18 protein-coding genes are annotated in these 20,923 nt (G+C 67.0%); 7 read left to right on the forward strand and 11 right to left on the reverse strand.

Annotated elements, in window-relative coordinates; translation table 11 throughout:
• Positions 1-2: 2 nt before the first annotated feature.
• The 4 genes from ACZYZ7_RS19870 to ACZYZ7_RS19885 are packed head-to-tail and all read right to left on the reverse strand — an operon-like array spanning position 3 to position 4,374.
• Positions 3-614 (reverse strand): GTP-binding protein, encoded by a 612-nt coding sequence (locus ACZYZ7_RS19870; protein WP_450070391.1) that lies wholly within the window; start codon positions 612-614, stop codon positions 3-5.
• Positions 595-960, reverse strand: coding sequence for a DUF742 domain-containing protein (locus ACZYZ7_RS19875; RefSeq protein ID WP_135453076.1), 366 nt, complete (start codon positions 958-960; stop codon positions 595-597). The genes ACZYZ7_RS19870 and ACZYZ7_RS19875 overlap by 20 nt, the downstream gene beginning before the upstream one ends.
• Before the next feature lie 34 nt (positions 961-994).
• Positions 995-1,402, reverse strand: a complete 408-nt coding sequence (locus ACZYZ7_RS19880; protein WP_019346515.1) for a roadblock/LC7 domain-containing protein — start codon at positions 1,400-1,402, stop codon at positions 995-997.
• The gene (locus tag ACZYZ7_RS19885; protein ID WP_463741578.1) at positions 1,399-4,374 is read right to left on the reverse strand and encodes a HAMP domain-containing sensor histidine kinase; all 2,976 of its coding nucleotides are present in this window, start codon (positions 4,372-4,374) and stop codon (positions 1,399-1,401) included. Before ACZYZ7_RS19885 ends, ACZYZ7_RS19880 begins: the two co-directional genes overlap by 4 nt.
• A gap of 331 nt (positions 4,375-4,705) precedes the next feature.
• Here ACZYZ7_RS19885 and ACZYZ7_RS19890 point away from each other — a divergent pair, with 331 nt between their 5' ends.
• The gene (locus ACZYZ7_RS19890) at positions 4,706-5,170 is read left to right on the forward strand and encodes a tRNA (cytidine(34)-2'-O)-methyltransferase (RefSeq protein WP_135453074.1); all 465 of its coding nucleotides are present in this window, start codon (positions 4,706-4,708) and stop codon (positions 5,168-5,170) included.
• A 113-nt stretch (positions 5,171-5,283) separates the two neighbouring features.
• Here the strand turns inward: ACZYZ7_RS19890 and ACZYZ7_RS19895 are convergent, their stop codons facing one another.
• Together ACZYZ7_RS19895 and ACZYZ7_RS19900 are read right to left on the reverse strand one after the other, a co-directional pair.
• Positions 5,284-5,937: a nitroreductase family protein gene (locus ACZYZ7_RS19895; protein WP_135453073.1), complete on the reverse strand. Its 654-nt coding sequence runs from the start codon at positions 5,935-5,937 to the stop codon at positions 5,284-5,286.
• A 147-nt stretch (positions 5,938-6,084) separates the two neighbouring features.
• Positions 6,085-6,657, reverse strand: coding sequence for an XRE family transcriptional regulator (locus ACZYZ7_RS19900; RefSeq protein ID WP_135453072.1), 573 nt, complete (start codon positions 6,655-6,657; stop codon positions 6,085-6,087).
• Positions 6,658-6,975: 318 nt separating this feature from the next.
• On the opposite strand from ACZYZ7_RS19900, the gene ACZYZ7_RS19905 reads away from it, so the two are divergent.
• Positions 6,976-7,914 carry a hypothetical protein gene (locus ACZYZ7_RS19905; protein ID WP_450070392.1) on the forward strand — a complete coding sequence of 313 codons (939 nt, stop codon included), beginning with the start codon at positions 6,976-6,978 and terminating at the stop codon, positions 7,912-7,914.
• Between the two features lie 11 nt (positions 7,915-7,925).
• On the opposite strand, the gene ACZYZ7_RS19910 is transcribed toward ACZYZ7_RS19905, so the two are convergent.
• The gene (locus ACZYZ7_RS19910) at positions 7,926-11,210 is read right to left on the reverse strand and encodes an error-prone DNA polymerase (protein WP_463741579.1); all 3,285 of its coding nucleotides are present in this window, start codon (positions 11,208-11,210) and stop codon (positions 7,926-7,928) included.
• Between the two features lie 142 nt (positions 11,211-11,352).
• Between ACZYZ7_RS19910 and ACZYZ7_RS19915 the strand changes: the two genes are divergently transcribed.
• Positions 11,353-12,363, forward strand: a complete 1,011-nt coding sequence (locus ACZYZ7_RS19915; RefSeq protein ID WP_463741580.1) for a hypothetical protein — start codon at positions 11,353-11,355, stop codon at positions 12,361-12,363.
• A gap of 171 nt (positions 12,364-12,534) precedes the next feature.
• Here ACZYZ7_RS19915 and ACZYZ7_RS19920 read toward each other — a convergent pair whose 3' ends face one another.
• From ACZYZ7_RS19920 to ACZYZ7_RS19930, 3 genes are all read right to left on the reverse strand, one after another.
• Positions 12,535-14,091 carry an APC family permease gene (locus ACZYZ7_RS19920; RefSeq protein WP_463741581.1) on the reverse strand — a complete coding sequence of 519 codons (1,557 nt, stop codon included), beginning with the start codon at positions 14,089-14,091 and terminating at the stop codon, positions 12,535-12,537.
• A complete protein-coding gene (locus tag ACZYZ7_RS19925; protein WP_463741712.1) occupies positions 14,084-14,980 on the reverse strand; it encodes a universal stress protein in 897 nt (298 codons plus the stop codon). Before ACZYZ7_RS19925 ends, ACZYZ7_RS19920 begins: the two co-directional genes overlap by 8 nt.
• Positions 14,981-15,095: 115 nt before the next feature.
• Entirely contained in the window at positions 15,096-15,965 is an 870-nt protein-coding gene (locus tag ACZYZ7_RS19930; RefSeq protein ID WP_135453067.1) for a MaoC family dehydratase, read from the reverse strand.
• Positions 15,966-16,034: 69 nt separating this feature from the next.
• Between ACZYZ7_RS19930 and ACZYZ7_RS19935 the strand changes: the two genes are divergently transcribed.
• Positions 16,035-18,062, forward strand: a complete 2,028-nt coding sequence (locus tag ACZYZ7_RS19935) for an SDR family oxidoreductase (protein WP_463741582.1) — start codon at positions 16,035-16,037, stop codon at positions 18,060-18,062.
• Position 18,063: 1 nt separating this feature from the next.
• On the opposite strand, the gene ACZYZ7_RS19940 is transcribed toward ACZYZ7_RS19935, so the two are convergent.
• Entirely contained in the window at positions 18,064-18,711 is a 648-nt protein-coding gene (locus tag ACZYZ7_RS19940; RefSeq protein ID WP_135453065.1) for a TetR/AcrR family transcriptional regulator, read from the reverse strand.
• A gap of 51 nt (positions 18,712-18,762) precedes the next feature.
• Here ACZYZ7_RS19940 and ACZYZ7_RS19945 point away from each other — a divergent pair, with 51 nt between their 5' ends.
• Genes ACZYZ7_RS19945 through ACZYZ7_RS19955 form a run of 3 tightly spaced genes read left to right on the forward strand, consistent with a single transcriptional unit; the run spans position 18,763 to position 20,910 of the window.
• Entirely contained in the window at positions 18,763-19,509 is a 747-nt protein-coding gene (locus ACZYZ7_RS19945) for an SDR family NAD(P)-dependent oxidoreductase (protein ID WP_135453064.1), read from the forward strand.
• Between the two features lie 16 nt (positions 19,510-19,525).
• Positions 19,526-19,843, forward strand: coding sequence for a DMT family transporter (locus ACZYZ7_RS19950; protein WP_463741583.1), 318 nt, complete (start codon positions 19,526-19,528; stop codon positions 19,841-19,843).
• A gap of 26 nt (positions 19,844-19,869) precedes the next feature.
• A complete protein-coding gene (locus ACZYZ7_RS19955) occupies positions 19,870-20,910 on the forward strand; it encodes a nucleoside hydrolase (protein WP_463741584.1) in 1,041 nt (346 codons plus the stop codon).
• Positions 20,911-20,923 lie beyond the last annotated feature (13 nt).

A 20,923-nucleotide genomic window follows, 5' to 3' on the forward strand; every position in this document is an offset into this window, starting at 1 on the left:
CCTCAGCCAGGCAACGCGGAAAGCGTGCTCAGCGAGTACTCGGTGACCGCGATCAACGCGGCCTTGGCCGAGTTGCGGTCGCGGGCGTCCACGGCCACCACCGGGATGTGTTCCGGCAGCGCCAGGGCCTTGCGCACTGACTGGGTGGGATGCTTTGGCGCGTCGTCGAACTCGTTGACCGCGACGATGAACGGCAGCTTGCGGGCCTCGAAGAAGTCGACCGCGGCGAAGCTGTCCTGCAGGCGACGCACGTCGACCAGGATGATCGCACCGATCGCGCCGCGCACCAGGTCGTCCCACATGAACCAGAACCGGCGCTGCCCGGGGGTGCCGAACAGGTACAGCACCAGATCCTCGTCCAGCGTGATCCGGCCGAAGTCCATCGCGACCGTGGTGGTGCGCTTGTCCGGAGTGCCGTCCAGGGCGTCGACGCCCTCAGACACGTTGGTGACCAACGCTTCTGTGCGCAGCGGCATGATCTCGGAGACCGCGCCCACGAATGTTGTCTTCCCTGCCCCGAACCCGCCAGATATGACGATCTTCGTCGATGCGGCCCCACGTCGGGGGGCGCCACCGGCGGAGGCCGAGCGGGGTTCAGAGTGCTCGTAGGCCACGCAGGGTCCTTCCAATCAATTCGCGGCGTTCGTCGAAGCTAGCCGAATCATCAAGGGTGGCTTCCACCCGTAGATAACCCTGCGTCACCAAGTCCCCGATCAGCACGCGCGCCACGCCGAGCGGGAGAGATAAATGAGCGGCAATTTCGGCAACCGAAGGACTGCCGGTGCACAACTCTACGATCTGTGCGCGCACATCGTGCCCAGTCCAGCGCGGTTCACGTGTCGTGTCGGTTTTTTGTACCGGCGCTTCCAGCGGAAGGTGGACGCGCGAGTCGGTACGACCGGCCGTCAGGGTGTACGGCCGCACCAAACTCGGTCGATCGGTGGGTTCTGGTTCGCCCACAGGCACCTCGCGAAGGCAGAAGGGGACAGAGGACTCAGGACGGCTGCGGGGTACGGCGCGAAGACTGAACCACCGCGCCGACCCGCTCGACCAAGATCGCCATCTCGTAGCCGACCTGCCCGATGTCACATGACGGGGCGGTCAGCGTGGCCAGGTTGGAGCCGTCACCCACCCGCATCAGCAGCAGGTACCCGTTCTCCATCTCGACCACCGACTGCATCACGTGGCCGCCGTTGAACAACTGGGACGCCCCGGTGGCCAGGCTGGCCAGGCCGGAGGAGACCGCGGCGAGCTGGTCGGCCCGCTCGACCGGCATGTGTTCGCTGGCAGCCATCAGCAGTCCGTCGGCCGAAACCAGCACCGCGTGGGACACCCCGGATACCTCGCGGGCGAACTTGGACACGAGCCAGTCCAGGGAGTCGCGCTGCGTCGGGCGGGTCATTCGTTATCGGTTCCTCTGGTCTCACGGGCATGCGATCGTCCGGCGTGCACGCCTCCGAAAAGGTTGCTGGTGCTCGTACGGACAGCCTCGGGGTCACGCGGTTTGAACGCCGCGAACATGCCGCTGTCAGGTTCGTCTGCCGATGCTACCGTCTCCGAGCCGTCGTCGTTACGGTGCACTCCACCGTTGCGGTGACGGCCGTTGGACTCGCCGGCCGCGCCCACGGCTGCGGCCACGCCACCCGGCACCAGGCGGGCACCCGGCGTACGCATGGGCAGGCCTTCCTCGGTGTGCTGCTCGACGGGCGCATCCTGCGCCGCGGCCGCCACCGTCCAGCCCTTCTCCCAGACCGTCTTCCAGTCCAGGTCGGCGCTGCGCACGTGGGTCGTCGGGTCGATCTCGAATTCCGAGACCATCGACTGATAGATCGAGTCGCCCTGGACCTCGGGGCTCTCGGCCTCGGCCGCGGTGGATCCGACCGGCTCCTCGGGTGCGGGCTCGGCTTGGTGAGCCGCACCGTTGACGCCATTGAGGCCGTTTACGCCATTGAGGCCGCTGTGGCCGTTCAGGCCGTTGTGACCGTTGAGGGCGCCGGCTCCGTTGACACCGTTCGTGGCGGCCTGCCCTCGGGAGGCGAAGAACGACGAGGTGTTGGTCGGTGCCTGACGCCCGGCCTCCACGTCGTCCTCTTCGGCAGCCGCCGGGTCGGCCGCACCCGCGACGTCACCCTTGGCCGCTCCCTTGGCCAGGGCCGCACTCTCTTCGGTGTGCACCGGCCACTGCTGGGGCCACTCGCCAACCGGCTCGTCTGCGGGCTCCTCGACCGGCGCCTCGGCAGCCGGTTCCGGTTGCGGGGCAAGCGTGCCCGGCAGCTCCGAGATGCCACTGGCCCCGGGACTGCGCTGCGGCAGCAGGTCGAACGGCATCTCGGCACCGTTGAGATGAGGCTCGGCTCCGGACCCCAAGGCCGACGCATCGGCAGGATCGCCGTCCAGCGACAGGGCCGTGGCGATCCCGGCGTGGGCATCGACGGGCCTGCCATAAGGAAGGTCGTCGACCGAGTCTCCGCCGTCGCGGGCCAGAAGCGTGGCCGGGATGTACACCCCTGCCGTGGTACCCGAACTCGGCTCTTCGGCAACGGTGCTGCGCAGCCGCACCACCAGACCGTGCTGGGTGGCCAGTCGCCCGACCACGAACAGACCCATGTGACGCGCGGTGTAGGGGTTGACCTCACCGCCGGACTGCAGGCGGGTGTTCGCGACCCGCAGATCGGCCTCGGTCATGCCCAGGCCGACATCGCTCACCTCGATCACCAACGCGCCCTTGGCCGCGTGCACGGCAGACACCCGCACCTGCGAGATCGGCGGCGAGTAGCGCAGCGCGTTGTCGAGCAGCTCGGCCAGGAGGTGAATCAGGTCGCCGGCCGCCGAACCGGTGATCTCGACGTCGGCCACCGACGCGGTGACCACGCGGGCGTAGTCCTCGACTTCGGAGGCGGCGGCATTGATCACGGTGGCCAGCGGCACCGGACGGCTGTGCTCGCGCGCCAGCTTGGACCCGGACAGCACCAACAGGTTCGCGCCGTTCCGGCGCATACGGGCGGCCAGATGGTCGAGCCGGAACAGACTCTCCAGACGTTCCGGGTCGTCCTCGTTGCGCTCCAGCTGATCGATGAGCGACAACTGCTGGTCGACGAGCGAGCGGCTGCGGCGAGACAGCGTCTCGAACATGTCCGAGACCTGCAACTGCAGCTGAGCCTGTTCCCCGGCGAGGAACACAGCCTGCTCGTGCAGCTCGTCGACGGCATGGGCCACCTGACCGACCTCTTCGGTGGTCTGCACCGGGATCGGGGTGACCGGCACCAACTCTCCGCCCGCACGGACCCGTTCGATCTCCTTGGCCAGGTCCTGGTGCGCGACCTTGAGCGCGCTGTCACGAAGCATCCGCAACGGGCGCACCAGTGAGCGGGCCACCAGCAACACGATGACCATGGCGCTGACGATCGCGGTCGCCACCAGGATCGCGTCGCGGATCGCGTCGTTGCGGGCATCGTTGGCCTGGGCCTCCACCGCGGCCGGAATGCCCGTGGTGGTGTCCTCGATGATCTGCCCGGCGATCTTGTCGGTCGCTTCCAGCGAGGCCAACATGTCCGGATTGCCGACGAGTGGGATGCCGGGATTCGACATCATCGCCATGCGCTTGACCATCTCGGCGCGAAGCGTCGCCGCCGCCTCAGAACCGCCGCCGAGCACCTTCGTCAGTGCCGCGACCGTGGACGGCTCGGTACCGGCCATCGTGATCATCGACGTGCGCAACAACGGCTCCGGCTCGTCCCCGCCCCGGTTGACCAGCATCCGCTGGATCGCCATCTGGCCGCGGGCGCCGACCGCGCGGGCCAGCGCCTCAACCTGAGCCTGAACCGACTGCTGGTTGCTGTGCACCGAGCCCGTGATGGCGGCTTCCCCGGTCAGCAGCAGCGGGCCGTAATCGAGGATGCGCTGACGCAGATCGATCGACTCGGACATCACCGCGTCGACAAGCTGCTGCCCCTTACCGAGAAGGCCGGCCACTGCCTGACCGACATCCTCAGACACATCGGTGGCATCGACTCGTTGCTGCAAGTCGGATTTGCGCTCATTGAACGTGGACACGGCCGACTGACCGTCGCCGCCTTCGGTAGCCGCGATGAGGACGCCCTCCATCGCAGCCATGTACCTGTCGACGTCGGGAATCACTTCGGCCCGGTCGGCCGCCAACCGCAGATCTCCGGCCGCACTGGCGCTGGCATAGATGCGCAGGCCACCGAACGTCGCCGCCAGGATGAGTGGCACGAGGACGATGGCAAGGACTTTTCGATTGACCGGCCAGTTGGCCGGCGACCAGCGCGAGGGGCGCTTGGCCGGAGCCGATGGTGCTGGGGAGAATTCGACGAGGGTGCCGTCAGCCTGTTTCAGCTGCGTAAAGGCAGTCATCGGCGCCCAACCGTAGTACCGGCTGCGTGGCCGCAATTAACTCGTGGGGCGTGATTCATAGGACTTCCTGCTGTTTCCGCCCACGCTCGGGCGGGCGTCAAACGCCTTGGCAATTGCACGAGTATGACAGCAGCTCGCGAGCGTTTCCACAATTCTTACTGAACAGACAGAGTTCGTGACCGAGCCGTAGCGCAGTTGTGTGGTAATCGAGCAAACAGCGCTGTCCTTGCCGAATCGCGTGCCGATTTCCACTCCCTATTCCGGGCGCCGATTCGGACCTCAATTACATCCCGATTCGCCCACGGGTGGGCATTCGTACGATCATCGTCGGATGTTCCGGGTGTTGTTCTTTTCTCCCCGCATCGCACCCAACACCGGCAATGCGATCCGGATGGTGGCAGGCACCGGGTGCGAGCTGCACCTGGTCGAGCCCTTGGGCTTCGATCTGTCCGAGCCCAAGCTGCGGCGGGCCGGCCTCGACTACCACGACCTGGCATCGGTGACCGTGCATGCCGATCTGGCGGCCGCGTGGCGGGCGTTGATGCCGGCCCGCGTGTACGCGTTCACCGCCCACGCGTCGACCTCGTTCACCGATGTCGCCTACCAGCCGGGAGACGTGTTGATGTTCGGCCCGGAACCCACCGGACTGGATGCAGAAACTCTGGCCGACCCGAATATCACCGCACAGGTACGCATTCCGATGCTCGCCGGCAGGCGCTCATTGAATCTGTCCAATGCCGCGGCAGTCGCCGCCTATGAGGCGTGGCGCCAACACGGGTTCGCCGGCGGCGTCTAGTTACGCCGCGGGCGTGGGCCGCCACGCGACCCACGCCCGAATCTCACAGAGAGTTCATACAGCGGCTTCACAATTGCACCGGTGGGCAACAGGCGCCCCAGGACGCCCTGGGCTCACCAACTGTCCCAGTGCGAGAACTGCTCGGCCGGAAGGCGCTTGGCCTTCTTGAAATCGGTGCCCAAGGTGTAGGCGATCGGGAACAGGCCCGCCTGCGCGTACCGATCGAACGGAATGCCCAGCAGTTCGGCGGCCTGCTTCTCGCCGTCACCGAGCAGGTGCAACGTCGTCCAGGCCGATCCCAGGCCGCGGGACCGCAGCGCCAGCATGAAGCTCCACACCGCGGGCAGCAGTGACCCCCAGTAGGACGCACCGATACCGGCGGGTGCGCCGTCGGGGCGGCCCTCAAGGCACGGCACCATCAGCACCGGCGCCTTCTCGAAGTTGTCGGTGAGGTACCTGGCGGAGCTCATCACGGCATCCGCCTGGTGATCGCGGATGTCGCCACGCTCGGGCGCGGGCAGGTCGAGGTACGGGTAGGCGTTGGCCCGGTAGATGTCGGCCAGGGCCTTCTTCTTTGCCGGGTCCTCGACGAAAACCCATTGCCAGCCTTGTGCATTCGACCCCGTGGGGGCCTGTAGTGCCAGGTCGAGACACTCCGTGATGACCTCACGCGGCACCGGCTTATCGAAGTCGAGACGTTTGCGCACCGAGCGGGTGGTGGTGAGGAGCTCATCGACGGTCAAATTCAGGGCTGGTTCGGCTGTCATCCCGCGAGAGTACAACCGCGGACCGAAACCAGAGCAGCTCCCCAGCGGTTTGCTGGGGAGCTGCCAATCATCGTGCGCCGCAGTGGAACTCAGCTAACAGATGAGGGTTGCGGGCCGCCGCCTCATCGGCGACGGCGCGCGGGTCGATCAGCCGACGTTATCGGAGACCAGCACGGGGTCCCAGCCGGTGCCCTGCGACTCTTCGGCCGACCCGAAGTCGACCGCGTTCGGCACGGCATGGATGCCGTGATCGTCGCCCGGCAACCCGCCCAGAGCGGCAATGGTGTCGCGGATCTTCGTTGCCTCGGCGTCGGTCGGCGTTGCGCCGGCCTCGAGCTCGTCGAGCAGTCCGTCACGCAGACCGGCGCCGTTGGCCACTTCCTGGGCCGACAGCTTCGCGTGGACTCGGGTGACGTAGATCTGCTGCCCCAGAGAGGATCCCGGCGCCGCGGCGGCATGCGCCATCAGCGAGTCGTACCGCTGACGAACTCCGCTGAGCGCCACGATGACCGCGGGAGAAGGCCGGTTGCTGCTGGCCGCCTCAGCCAGGGAGGCACGCAGCTTGCGCAGGCCGGACAGGACGACGTCGGCGCGCTTGTGGAACTTCTTGTCCTCGGGGAAAGGCAGTGCGTCGATAGCGGCGGAATACATGTGCATCGCCGCCTCCGACAGACTGACGATGACCGCCGAATCACCTTCCAGCGTCGCGTTTTGTCCCATGGGCCCTCAATTCTCCAGCGAAAAGATCAACAGAAAGTGAGCGGCCGGTTGCCGGCCCCGTAGGTCCGATTCACCGCCGCTCGCGGTGAGCACGCCGATGACACTAGCGGTTTCCGAGCGGCCCGTCATCGCTAGGGGCACTTGAAGAATGACGAAAAACAGGGTATGCGAACACGGGTGCCGCCGGCCGGTAGCACCTGCCGCCGAGGATGGCCCTACTCTGAACGCCGGCCCGGTGGCAGGCTTGGCCGATGGGAGGTCGACATGGCCGGACTAACTGAATCGACAAGGGTCGCTGAGTCTTCAGGGGGTGCCCCGTTGAACTACGGCCAGAGCGGTGAAACGACCGAGCCGATGCGGGTGGCTGCGGTGGATCAAGACCCGGCTCCCAAAGCCATGTCGATCGACACCAAGGCCGGCATCGGTTGGCTGGTGTGCGGCGGCCTGGGCAGCCTGGCCGTCATCTGGTACCTGCTGTTCAGCCCGGGCGAGCTCGGCAGCAAGGCCGAGTGGTTCTTCGGTGCCGTCGTCTTCGTCGTCGTGATGGTGACGATGTGGCTGACCCTCACCGTCCAGCGTCAGGCCAAATACGACATCGCCCAGGCCGACGAGCGTCTGCGCCGCGAGCTCGCGGCCGCCGACGAACGCTCGGCGCTGGAACTCGCCCTGACCCAGAAATGGCATCGGGCCCAGATGGAGTCGCAGCAGAAGCTGCACGATGCCGAACTGGTGGCCCAGCGGGAACTGGCCCGGATCGAGCGCAACAACCTGCTCGAACAACTTCAGAAGCAGGCGATGATCGAGGTGTCGCGTGCGATCGGCGCACACACCCGGATGCTCGCCACGTTGTGGACCGAAGGCGCGACGCAACTGCGCAACCCGGACCGCGACGAGCGGGAAACCGCGATGAACGCGCTCTTCGAGCAGATCAGCCAAGTCGTCAGCGACGTTTCGGTCGAGCTGGACAACGCCCACCTGCTCAGCCAGGACGACCGTCTGCAGGATGCGCTGAACCGGGTCAACGACGCGGTGCTGTTGGCCATCCAGGTCGCCGAGGACCTGCACGCCGACGTGGTCGAGGGACGGGCCCCGGAAACCAACCCCATCCCGGCAGTCCAACGCCTGCTGCACGAGCGGGCCACCGCCGCGCGGCGGCTGGCGTGGTCGCTGCTGCGGACCGGGCTTGAGGACAGCACCAGCGCGAGCCCGCCCAGCGTCTCCACCGTCTCCATCGCCTCCAGCGCCGATCCGAGCTGACCGCCGGGGCCTCAGCGGAAGTCTCGCGACCGGGAGCCGACCCTCAGCTCGACCGGGCTCATCCGGTCGGCGATCACGGTGACCGCACCGCTGGCGTTCTGCACGATGCCGCGGACCACCAGTGCCGGCGCCGTCTGCGCCAGCTTGCGGTAACGCGCCCACACCCCGGGCGCACACAGCACGTTGACCATCCCGGTCTCGTCTTCCAGGTTCATGAACGTCACCCCCTGTGCGGTCGCCGGACGCTGCCGGTGAGTTACCGCCCCGGCAACCAGGATCCGGGTTCCGTCGACGACATCCAGCAACCTGTCGGCGGGGATCACGCCCAGCGCGTCGAGGTCGGCGCGCAGGTACTGGGTGGGATAGCTGTCCGGCGAGACACCGGTAGCCCACACGTCGGCGGCCGACAGCTCCAGCGCGCTCATCCCCGGCAGCGGCGGGACATGTGAGGACGAGCCCACCCCCGGCAGCCGGTCCGGCCGCTGGGTGGCCGCCGCACCCGCGGCCCACAGCGCCTCGCGCCGGCTTACCCCGAAACAACCCAGCGCACCGGCGGTGGCCAGCGCCTCGGTCTGGGATACCGACAGCTGCACCCGGTTGGTCAGGTCGATCAGGGTGGTGAACGGCCCGTTGGCATTTCGTTCGTCGACCAGACGCCCCGCCAACTCGTCACCGATGTGGCGGACACTGCCCAACCCCAGCCGCACGTCCATGCCGTGGTTCTCGCATGTCGCGTAGGCCAGGCTGGCGTTGACATCGGGGCCGTGTACCACCACCCCGTGCCTGCGCGCGTCTGCGACCAGCGACTGCGGCGAGTAGAACCCCATCGGCTGGGCCCGCAGCAGTGCCGCGCAGAACGCCGCCGGATGGTGCAGTTTGAACCACGACGAATAGAAGACGAGCGACGCGAAACTCAGCGAATGACTTTCCGGGAAACCGAAATTGGCGAACGCCTCCAGCTTCTCGTAAATCCGCTCGGCCACCTCGCCGGTGATGCCGTGAAGTTCGGCCATGCCGGCGTAGAACCGGCTGCGCAGCCTGCGCATCTTCTCGGTGGAGCGTTTGGAGCCCATCGCCCGGCGCAGCTGGTCGGCCTCGGCCGCGGTGAAACCCGCACAGTCGACCGCCAATTGCATGAGCTGTTCCTGGAACAGCGGGATGCCCAGCGTCTTGCGCAGTGCGGATTCCATGGACGGATGGTCGTAGGTGACGTCCTCCAGACCGTTGCGGCGACGAATATAGGGATGCACCGAGCCACCCTGGATCGGGCCGGGCCGGATCAGCGCCACCTCCACCACCAGGTCGTAGAACTCCCTCGGCTTGAGCCGGGGCAGGGTGGCCATCTGCGCGCGGGACTCCACCTGGAACACCCCGACCGAGTCGGCCTTCTGCAGCATCTCGTAGACCGCCGGTTCGGACAGATCCAGCTTGGCCAGGTCGACGGTGATGCCCTTGTGCTCGGCCAGCAGATCGATCGCATAGTGCAGCGCCGAGAGCATACCGAGGCCCAGCAGGTCGAACTTGACCAAACCGATTGCCGCACAGTCATCTTTGTCCCACTGCAGCACGCTGCGGTTGGCCATGCGGGCCCACTCCACCGGGCACACGTCGGCGATCGGGCGGTCACAGATCACCATGCCGCCCGAGTGGATACCGAGGTGGCGCGGCAGGTTGGCGATCTGGGTGGCCAACTCGATCACCGGCTGCGGAATGTCCTCGGCCTCCGGCGAGTCCGGGCGACCGTTCCACCGGCTGAGCTGCTTGCTCCAGGCGTCCTGCTGTCCCTGGGAGAAACCCAGCGCCCGGGCCATGTCGCGGACCGCGCTGCGGCCGCGATAGGTGATGACGTTGGCCACCTGTGCGGCGTAGTCACGCCCGTAACGCTCGTAGACGTACTGAATGACGTTCTCGCGCAAGTCCGATTCGATGTCGATGTCGATGTCCGGCGGCCCGTCGCGGGCCGGAGACAGGAACCGTTCGAACAACAGCTCGTTGGCGATCGGGTCGACGTTGGTGACCTTCAGTGCGTAGCAGACCGCCGAGTTGGCCGCCGATCCCCTGCCCTGGCACAGGATGTCGTTGTCCCGGCAGAACCGAGTGATGTCGTGCACCACAAGGAAATAGCCGGGGAACTTCAGCTGCTCGATGATGCACAGCTCGTGTTCGATCTGCGCATAGGCCTTTCTCGCGTTGTCCACGGGCCCGTACCGCTCGGCCGCCCCGGCCATCACCAACTCGCGCAGCCAGCTGTCCTCGGTATGCCCGGCCGGGACGTCGAACGGTGGCAGCTGCGGGGCGATGAGCGCCAGCCCGAAGGCGCACTGCTCACCGAGATCGGCTGCGGCCGTCACGATTTCGGTACCGAACAGCCGGGCCATCTCCTCCCCCGACCGCAGGTGGGACCCGCCCAGCGGGGCCAGCCAGCCCGCCGCGGTGTCCATCGAGTTCCTGGCCCGGATCGCCGCCATCGCCATTGCCAGCCGGCCCCGGTCAGGGGCGGCGAAGTGCGCACCCGTGGTGGCAACCACATCGAGGCCGAACCGCGGGGCCAGCCCGGCCAGGACGGCATTGCGTTCGTCGTCACACGGATGGCCGTGATGCGCGAGCTCGATACTGACCCGGCCGGCCCCGAATCGGTCCACCAGGTCGGCCAGGGCGGCCGCGGCGGCTTCCGGCCCACCGCGAGAAAGTGCCTGGCGGACATGGCCTTTACGGCATCCGGTGAGAATGTGCCAGTGCCCACCGGCAGCCTCGGTGAGCCCGTCGAAGTCATAGCGGGGCTTACCCTTCTCACCACCGGCCAGGTGCGCCTTTGCGATCTCGCGGGACAACCTCCGGTAGCCCTCCGGCCCACGGGCCAGTACCAGCAGATGCGGGCCGGGCGGGTCGGGATCCTCGGTGCGGGGAATGTTCCCCAACGACAACTCGGCGCCGAAGACGGTGGCCACGTCCAACTCCCTGGCCGCCTCGGCGAACCGGACCACGCCGTAGAGCCCGTCGTGATCGGTCAGCGCGATCGCCCGCAGGTTCAGCCGGGCCGCCTCCTCGACCAGCTCCTCCGGCGTGCTCGCGCCGTCGAGGAAGCTGTACGCCGAATGTGCGTGCAGTTCGGCGTAACGGACCGATGTCCGCGGCCGGTCGAGTTCCGGCGGCTGATAACTACCGCGCTTACGCGACCAGGCCGGGCTGTCCCCGCCGTCGCCCGCGGGCTCCAACGGCAGTCCGGAACGGCGGGGCTTGCCGGTAAGTACCCGCTCCATCTCCGACCAGCTCGGCGGTCCGTTATGCCAGCCCACCACGTCAGTGTATCGAACATTTGTTCGAGATCCAGTGGGGTGTTTCCATCCTGCCCGAACATGTAGGTCACCTCGTGATGCCGATCACGCCGCCGCCCCCTACGATGCCCGTGGGCTGGGGATCCGCTGTGAAAGGACGGTAATGGCGTCAACGAAGTACATCGGCTATGTCGGTGGTGTCGCGGTCGCGGCGGGAGTCGGGGCGGCGATCGCCGTGGCCGGCCAGGGCACCGCACACGCTGATTCGACGGACGGTGCGTCCAAGGAATCGACCAACAGCAGTACATCGCAGCACGTCAACGCCGGGCCCAAGCGCGGTGAGGCCAAGGCTGGTGACACCAAGCGGGCCAAGCCCCTGTCCACGTTCAAGGACAACATCGACAAGCAGGCCGACAAGATCGAGAAAGCGGCGGCACACGTCAACAAGGCCGTTCAGGCCGCCAAGCCCGCCAAGCCCGTGTCCGTCAAGCCCAAGCCGAAGCTCAGTGCCGACGAGTTCGAGGCCGGCCAGGTCGCCAAGCTCAAGGACCTGTTCAACCCCAAGCAGGCCGCGACTCCCAAGCCTTCGCCCGTGGTGGCAGACCAGCCGGAGACCGAGTCCGTCGCGCAGCCGAAGAGCGGGACCTTGGCCACCCCGAAGCTCGGCGCGGTGCGGACCCAGGCCGATACCGCTGAGGCACGGGCGGATACACCGTGGAACCCCAACCCGTTCCGCGACGACGATCCGGAGCCGACGGACATCCCCGAGCCGATCCTGAATCTCCGGAACGCATTGATGAACACCGCACTTCCCGACGAACTCGACCCGTTCATCAGGGAAGCCACCGAGCAGATCTACCGGGGCAGTCAAATCGTGCCGTGGGTGAACGCGGTGATTCCGATCAGCAAGATTCTGCCAAGCCTGGCGCCCGCCCTCGGCGATGATGCCGCAGCCCGCGATGCACGGCAGACGATCATCAACGAGCTGATCAAGACCACCCCGCCGGGATCGCTCCTGTACTACGGGTACGACATTGCCGTCGACCTGCTCAACGTGGAAGACCAAGGCGCCGACCTCAAGGTGCAGGCCGTCACCACGGTGTGGGATCTGCTCGATCCGTTCGAGCTGGCGCACAACAAAGGCAACTCCGGACTCGGCGGCGCGGCCGGATAGTTCGCGCACGTAGCGTGGTGGCGATTCTTGAGTTGTCTTATTGCGCCACCACGTTACGTACGCGGAAAGTGAGCGTGGCCCCGCCACTGTGCCGCGCAAACAGCGCGATGTGGATCTAAATGACGTGCACTGTCGCTTATTTCACTGAATTCGCCGAACAGGAGAGTATGCCTACTCCACGAGCGACGGTGTGTCGTGCCGCAATGTCTCGCCCCTGAAGAATGCCGGGCTGACCGACCGCCAGACGAACATGAGCACGACGCCGAGCAGCAGGATGCCGAAGCCCATGAAGAACACCAGTCCGATACCGCCGATCGCGGCGCCGCTGCCGCTCTCCGGATCCATGCTCTCCTTGATCGCGAGGACGAACACCCAGGCCAGCACCAGGCCGCCGATCAACGGGAACAGGAACTTGAACAGCACGTTGTGGGCGCTGGTGAACAACTCCCGACGGAAATACCAGACGCAGGCGAACGCCGTGATGCCGTAGTACCAGCAGATCATGATGCCAAGGGCGGCAATGGTATCCAGTAGCGCACTCTCGGACAGCAGACTCACCACGGTATAGAACACCCCGGTGACCACGCCGGCGACGACAGTGGCGAAGGTGGGCACCAGATAACGCGGGCTGACCTCGGCGAATCTGGGCGGGAAAGCCTTGTAGGCCCCCATGGCGAGCATGGCCCGCGCCGCGGGCAGGAACGTGGTCTGCAGGCTCGCCACCGACGAGGCCAGGATCGCCAGGAACAGCAGCGGCCCGGCATAGGTGCCCAGCACAGGGTCGGCCAACGCAGCGAACACGTTCTCCGCATTGTCGGGATTGCCCAGGCCCAGATCGGTTTCACCGACCCCGGCGTACATCATCACCGCGACGGCGATGAGCAGATACGTCGCCAGGATGGACAGCACGCACAACAGCCCGGCGCGGCCCGGCACCTTCGTCGGGTCCTTGGACTCCTCCCCCAGCGTCAGGCAGGTGTCCCAGCCCCAGAACGCGAATATCGACCCGGTCACACCAACGGCGAAGACGCCGAAGGTAAGTCCGGTGAGTGGGTTGAACCAGTCCAGGTCGAAGGACAGCCCGGCCGGCGCGTCACCGCGACCCACATGCACCAGCGCCATCACCGCGAACGCCAGCAGCACCACCATCTGGAACCCGACCAGCACGTACTGCACCCGTTCACTGGTGGTGATACCGCGACTGGCAATGGCGGTGGCAATGGCCAGGAACACCAGCGTGGTGGCGATGTTGATGACCTTGTTGCCGGCGAGCTCGGCGATCGGGTGGTGGTTGGTGACCCGGGCGATGAACAGGTAGAAGAACTCGACGGCGATCGCGGCGAGGTTGGACAGGACGATGATCGAGGCCATCACCATGCCCCACCCGCACATCCAGCCGACATACGGGCCAAATGCCTTGGTGGACCACGTGAACGACGCGCCGCAGTCCGGCGCCCGCGAGTTCAATTCGCGGTAGGCGTAGGCAGTCAGGAACATCGGGATGAACCCGGCGATGAAGATCGCCGGCATCTTCAGTCCGACGGCCGCGACGATCAACCCGATGCTCGCCGTCAGCGTGTACCCCGGTGCCACACACGAGATCCCGAGGATCGCACCCGAGAACGTGCCGACCTTGCCTGCGGCCAGCCCCTTGGACACCAGCCCCGCGGAGTGTTCGGCGTCCTCGAGCTTCTGGTGGGACTCGTGTTCCGATGCGGACTCAGCCATGAGCGTCCTCGCCGTCTTTCAGTTCGTCCCGGGGCACAACCACCATCGGCACGTCCAACACCCGCAACATCTTGGCCGCGGTGGAACCGAGGAAGATCCGCCGCGGTGCACTGAGCCGACTGGATCCGACCATGATGATGTCGCCTTCATCCCAGCCCAACTGTTCGACGGCGGCCTCGACGCTGGGACCGTTCACGATCGTGGAGGTCACCGGAAAATCGGCCGGCAGTTCATCTTTGGCGGCTTCCAGCGTCCGCTCCGCGTGCGCGAGTGCGTGTGCTCGGACCGCCTCGGCGTCACCTCGCAGCGAGCCGAAGGTCGGATCGAGCGCCACCAGCGACACCAGCCGCAGTGGGATGCCCGCGGCCCGACTGGCCCGTACCGCGGTGGCGAGCAACAGATCCGAACCCTGGCGTTGACCGATGGCACAGGTGATTTCGTGTACCCGCTCGATCGTCGAATCGCGGGTTCCGCGCGGCGCCACCGCGACCGGAACCGGCGAGGAGTGCAACAGCTCGTTGACCACCGACCCCAGCGAGTAGCTGCCGACCAGTCCCCCGCCGGCACCGCCGACCACGATGGCGATCGCCTCGAACCGCAGCGCCTGGCGGATCAGGCCGTCGGTGAACGACTCGTCGAAGCTCAGATGCGGGTGTGCCACAACGTCGTCGGGCACCAAGGCCAGGGCGTCGTCCAACCAGCCCTGCGCCTGCTCGGCCAGCACTTCCTCGTAGCCGCCGCCTTTGGGCACGGTACCCGGCGGCGCGGTGTCGGGCGGTAGCACGATGCAGATGTTGACCTCGGCACCCAGTGTTCGGGCGAACCGGACCGCCAGGGCCAACGCATCGGCGCCACCGGGAGTGGCCAGATATCCAACGACCAGGTTCACCTGCGTCATCTGCCACCACCCATCCCGGCACCGCGCCGTCCGACCGTAGTGGGTCGATCCTGTCAACCCACCACGCGGTGTGCAGGGCTTCTACGAAATTGCCGGATCGGCTGGATCACTCGGAATACTCGGCGGCGCCGTCCTCGAGTACGAGCCGGGCATCGGCACCGTCGGGCCCGGCGGCCTCGGTGCGGAACACCGCGCGTCCCGGTTCGGTACGCCAGATCGACGTCGTCAGCGTCTCGCCCGGGAACACCGGCGAACTGAACCGCGCCGCCACCGCATGAACCTTCGTGGCATCTCCGCCGCCGAGCGCGGCGACCAGCGCCCGTCCGGCCACGCCGTAGGTGCACAGCCCGTGCAGGATCGGCTTCGGGAAACCGGCGAGATTCTGCGCGAACCAGGGATCGCTGTGCAGCGGGTTGCGGTCCCCGGAGAGCCGGTAGATCAGCGCCTGGTCCTCGCGGGTGGGCAGCACCACCTGAGCGTCGGGTTCACGGTCGGGGATCTGCGGCGCCACCGGACGCTGCCCGGGCTGCCCGCCGAATCCGCCTTCACCCCGAATCACCACGGTGGTAAGGGTTTCCGCGACGACCTCACCGCTGGCCGGATCGGAACCGATGCCCTTGAGCATGACCACCGCGTTCTTGCCTTCGCCCTTGTCCTGGATGTCGGCGACCTCGGAGACCACGGTCAGCTTTCCGGACGGGGGCAGCGGCCGATGCAGCCGGATCTCCTGGGAACCGTGCAGCAGCATGCCGAAGTTGAAGGTGCCGATCTTGAGCGCTGCCGGGAAGGGCGAGCACGCGATCACCGCATACGTCGGGAGTACCTGCTGTTCGATCTCGTGGCTGTTCTCGGTGGTGAAGGCAAGGTCATCGGTGCCTGCGCCGACGCCGAGGGCGTACAGCAGGGTGTCGCGGTCGGTCCAGTCGAACGGAATCGGATCGGTCGTCTCGCCAATGGCGTCCGGGTTGAGGGGCATGCGTGCCGACGATAGTTGAGTCGACCGCCCTTGTTGACGTTTGCCCGATCTGGGGCCACGATGGCTCGCATGCGTTATGTCGTTACCGGCGGTACCGGGTTTATTGGCCGCCGAGTGATCACCCGGATTCTGTCCCGCGAGCCCGGCGCCGAGGTGTGGGTGCTGGTGCGCCGCGAGTCGCTGACCCGGTTCGAGCGGCTCGCCCAAGGCTGGGACGAGCGGGCGAAACCGCTGGTCGGCGACCTGACGGCGGCCGACCTCGGCTTGACCGACACCGATATCGCCGAGCTGGGCGACATCTCGCACGTGGTGCACTGTGCGGCCATCTACGACATGACCGTTGGTGAGTCCGAGCAACGGGCCGCCAATGTGGACGGCACCCGTGCGGTGATCGAGCTGGCCCGGCGCCTGGACGCCACGTTGCACCACGTGTCCTCGATCGCGGTGGCCGGAAACCATCGGGGCGTGTTCACCGAGGACGATTTCGACGTCGCCCAGGACCTGCCCACGCCGTATCACCAGACCAAGTTCGAGGCGGAACTGCTCGTGCGCTCGACACCGGGCCTGCGCTACCGGGTGTACCGCCCGGCGGTCGTGGTCGGCGATTCGCAGACCGGTGAGATGGACAAGATCGACGGCCCGTACTACTTCTTCGGTGTACTGGCACGTCTCGCCGCGCTTCCCAAGTTCACGCCGATGATGCTGCCCGACTCCGGCCGGACCAACGTCGTGCCGGTGGACTACGTGGTCGACGCGATGGTCGCGCTCATGCATGTCGAAGGCAAGGACGGTGAGACGTTCCATCTCACCGCGCCGAAGACCATCGGGCTGCGCGAGATCTACCGCGGGGTCGCCGCCGAGGCGGGGCTGCCTCCACTACGCGGATCGCTGCCGCGGGCCACCGCGGCTCCGGTGTTGCGGGCCCGGGGACGGGTCAAGGCAGTGCGCAACATCGTCGCCACCCAGCTGGGCATCCCGGGCGAGGTGCTCGACGTCGTCGAGTTGCGGCCGACCTTCACCGCGGACAACGCCACCGCCGCGCTACGCGGTACCGGGATCGCGGTTCCCGAATTCTCTTCTTACGCACCGAAACTCTGGCGATACTGGGCGCAGCACCTCGATCCGGACCGGGCGCGGCGCGACGACCCGTCCGGCCCTCTGGTCGGCAGGAACGTCATCATCACCGGCGCTTCCAGCGGCATCGGCCGGGCCTCGGCAGTCGCCGTCGCCGAACGCGGCGGCTGCGTCTTCGCCCTGGCGCGCAACGGCGACGCACTCGACGACCTGGTCGACGAGATCCGCTCGGCCGGAGGTCAGGCCTATGCGTTCACTTGTGACGTCACCGATTCGGCGTCGGTCGAGCACACGGTCAAGGACATCCTCGGCCGGTTCGGCCACGTCGACTACCTGGTGAACAACGCCGGCCGGTCCATCCGGCGATCCGTGGTGAATTCGACGGACCGCCTCCACGACTACGAGCGGGTGATGGCGGTCAACTACTTCGGCTCGGTCCGGATGGTGCTGGCGCTGCTGCCGCACTGGCGCGAACGCCGGTTCGGCCATGTGGTCAACGTGTCGAGCGCCGGCGTGCAGGCCAACAGCCCGAAGTACAGCGCCTACCTACCGACCAAGGCCGCGCTGGACGCGTTCTCCGAGGTGGTCGGCACCGAGACCCTCTCGGATCACATCACCTTCACCAATATCCATATGCCGCTGGTGAAGACGCCGATGATCGCACCGTCGCGCAAGCTGAACCCGGTGCCCCCGATCTCCGCCGAGCACGCCGCGGCCATGGTGGTGCGCGGTCTGGTGGAAAAGCCGGCCCGGATCGACACCCCACTGGGCACCGTGGCGGATTTCGGTACCTACCTGACCCCGAAACTGTCTCGCCGCGTTCTGCATCAGCTGTATCTGGGCTACCCGGACTCGGCGGCCGCACGTGGGCAGGCCGGCGACGGCACCGACGTTACGACCGGTGGTGAGGCGCAACGACGGCCGAAGCGACCGGTCCGCAGCACCCGAAACATCCGGGTCCCGCGTGCGGTGTCGCGCCCGGTCAAACGGGCAGTGCGATTGGTGCCCGGGGTGCACTGGTAAGTCACGGCGTACCAACCGCTTTCGTACCGGCGCCTCCGGCCGCGCTGTCCCAGGCCAGCATTGCCAGGTCCACGGTGGCATCCATGTCAGCCCGGGGCGCGCCGTCTCTTGCCTGGATCGACAACCCGTGGAGCACGGTGATCAGGAACGACGCGAGCCGTTGCGAGTCCAGATCAGCCGGTAGTTCACCGTCGGCGATGGCCGCCCGGATCCGGGCCTGCAACTGCGCGCGGTCCTCGTCCCGGTACGCCTTGAGCAGATCCCGCAACGCCTCGGTCTCGGTCGAATAGGCGATCCCGGCGAGCACGATCAGGCAACCAGGCGGGCTGTCGGGGTCAGCGTACTGGTGCACGCTGTCGCGCAACATGGCCTCGACCGCGTCTCGAATCGGAACCGGGCGTTGCAGCGCGATCATGAGCGGGGAGCGTTCCGGGGCGCCGTAGTACGCGACCGCCTCGCGGAACAGGTCCTCCTTGGAGCCGAATGTCGCATACAGGCTCGGCGCGTTGAGTCCCATCGCCTCGGTCAGGTCACTCACCCGGGTGCCTTCGTACCCACGCTCCCAGAACACGTCAGTTGCGGCCTGCAGCGCGGTGTCTCGATCGAACGCGCGTGGCCGGCCGCGACGTGCGGTGGGTTGACGGGGCATACGGACAGTCTATATTTGTAGTGTCTATTACAAAATTGATTGGAGCCACGTATGGCGTTGAAGGCATTGACATCCAAGGCCGCACTCATCACCGGTGGCAGCCGCGGAATCGGTGCGGCAATCGCGCGCCGCCTCGCGGCCGAAGGCGCCGACGTGGCCTTCACCTACCACTCATCGCCCGAGCGAGCGGCCGAAGTGGTCGACGCGATCACCGGGTTCGGCGCGAAAGCCCTTGCACTACAACTCGACAGTGCTGCGCCAGACGCGGCACCGCACGCGGTCGATGCCGTCCTCGACGCGTTCGGCCGGCTGGACATCCTGGTGAACAACGCCGGAGTCTTCCCCAACGGTCCGCTGGACCGGGTGAGCGCCGGCGATATCGACCAGGCCATCAACCTGCACATCCGCGCGCCGTTCCTGTTCAGTCAGGCTGCCGCGGCGGCCATGGGCGAGGGCGGCCGGATCATCACGATCGGCAGCAACCTGGCCGACCGCACCCCCTTTCCCGGCGTGACGCTGTATTCGACGACCAAGGCGGCCGTCGGCGCGCTCGCCCGGGGACTGGCCCGTGATCTCGGGCCACGTGGCATCACCGCCAACGTGGTACAGCCGGGCAATACCGACACTGAGATGAATCCGGCCGACAGTCCCGAGGCCATCGCCGACCTCCCGAACATTCCGCTGGGACGCTTCGCGCAGGCCGACGAAATCGCCGCCGCTGTCGCCTACCTCGCCGGTCCGGATGCGCAATACGTGAACGGCACGACCCTGACCGTCGACGGCGGCTACAACGCCTGACGCCCGGGAGGCAACGATGTCGTGGGTTCTGCTGGCCTTCGCCGGACTGCTGGAGATCGTCTGGGCGCTGGCCATCAAACAGTCCGAGGGCTTCACCCGACTGTGGCCGAGCGTGGTGTGCGTGATCGCCGCGGTGGTCAGCTTCGTGATCCTGGCCCTGGTGGTCAAACACCTTCCGGTCGGCACGGCGTACGCGGTGTGGGCCGGAATCGGCGCGGTCGGGGTCACCATCGCGGGCGTGGTGCTGTTCGGTGATGCGCTGACACCGCTGCGGATGACGTTCATCGCGTTGATCGTGGTGGGCCTGGTCGGCCTGCGATTTGTTGAGCAGTGAGCCCGCCCACGCTTAAGGTTGGCGACGTGACGTCGCTACCCGTATTCGCCGATGTCGATACCGGTGTCGATGACGCCATGGCGCTGGCATATCTGCTCGCCAGCCCTGAAGCCGAGTTGGTCGGTATCGCCTCGACCGCGGGAAATGTTCCGGTGCAACAGGTATGCGCCAACAATCTGGGCCTGCTGGAACTGTGCGGGGTGGCGGGGATACCGGTCTCCAAGGGAGCCGAGCAGCCGTTGAGCGCACCGTTGCGCACCGCCGAGGACACCCACGGGCCACAGGGTCTGGGATACGCGCAATTGCCGAACACCGACCGGCTGCTGACCGCACACGACGCCGCCGAGGCCTGGGTACGCGCTGCACGTGCATACCCGGGTGAATTGATCGGGCTGGCCACAGGCCCCCTGACCAACCTGGCCCTGGCCATGCGCGCCGAACCCACCCTGCCCAAGCTGCTGCGCCGGCTGGTCATCATGGGCGGGGCCTTCGACTACCGAGGCAACACCACGCCGGTGTCGGAGTGGAACATCAGCGTGGATCCCGAGTCCGCCGCCGAGGTGTTCCGCGGTTGGAATGCCGCCTGGGGTCTGGATGAGGCGACACATGTCCCTATCGTGCTGGGCCTCAACCTCACCGAGAACATCGCGTTGACTCCCGCGCTGCTGAACCGACTGGCGGCCGCGTCCGGCTCGCCGTCGGCACTGATGAGTGTGCTCGACGAGCGGGGCACCCGGTCCACGGCGGACAACCCGTTGATCCGCGTGCTCGAAGACGCCATGCGGTTCTACTTCGAGTTCCACTTCGACACCGGCGACGGGTACCTGGCGCACCTGCACGATCCCCTGGCCGCCGCGGTCGCGCTGGATCCGGAATTGGTGAGCTGCCGGGAAACCACGGTCGATGTAGAGCTGAGCGGCACCCTGACCCGCGGTATGACGGTGGCCGACTGGCGCGGACACTGGGGCCGTCCGCCCAATGCGCTCGTCGGCACGGAGGTCGACCCGACGGTGTTCTTCGACCGGTTCATCAGCCGGGTCGGGGAGTTCGCGCAACGCCTGAGCTGATCCGGCCCAGACC

Source organism: Mycobacterium sp. IDUB_17 (assembly GCF_055419465.1).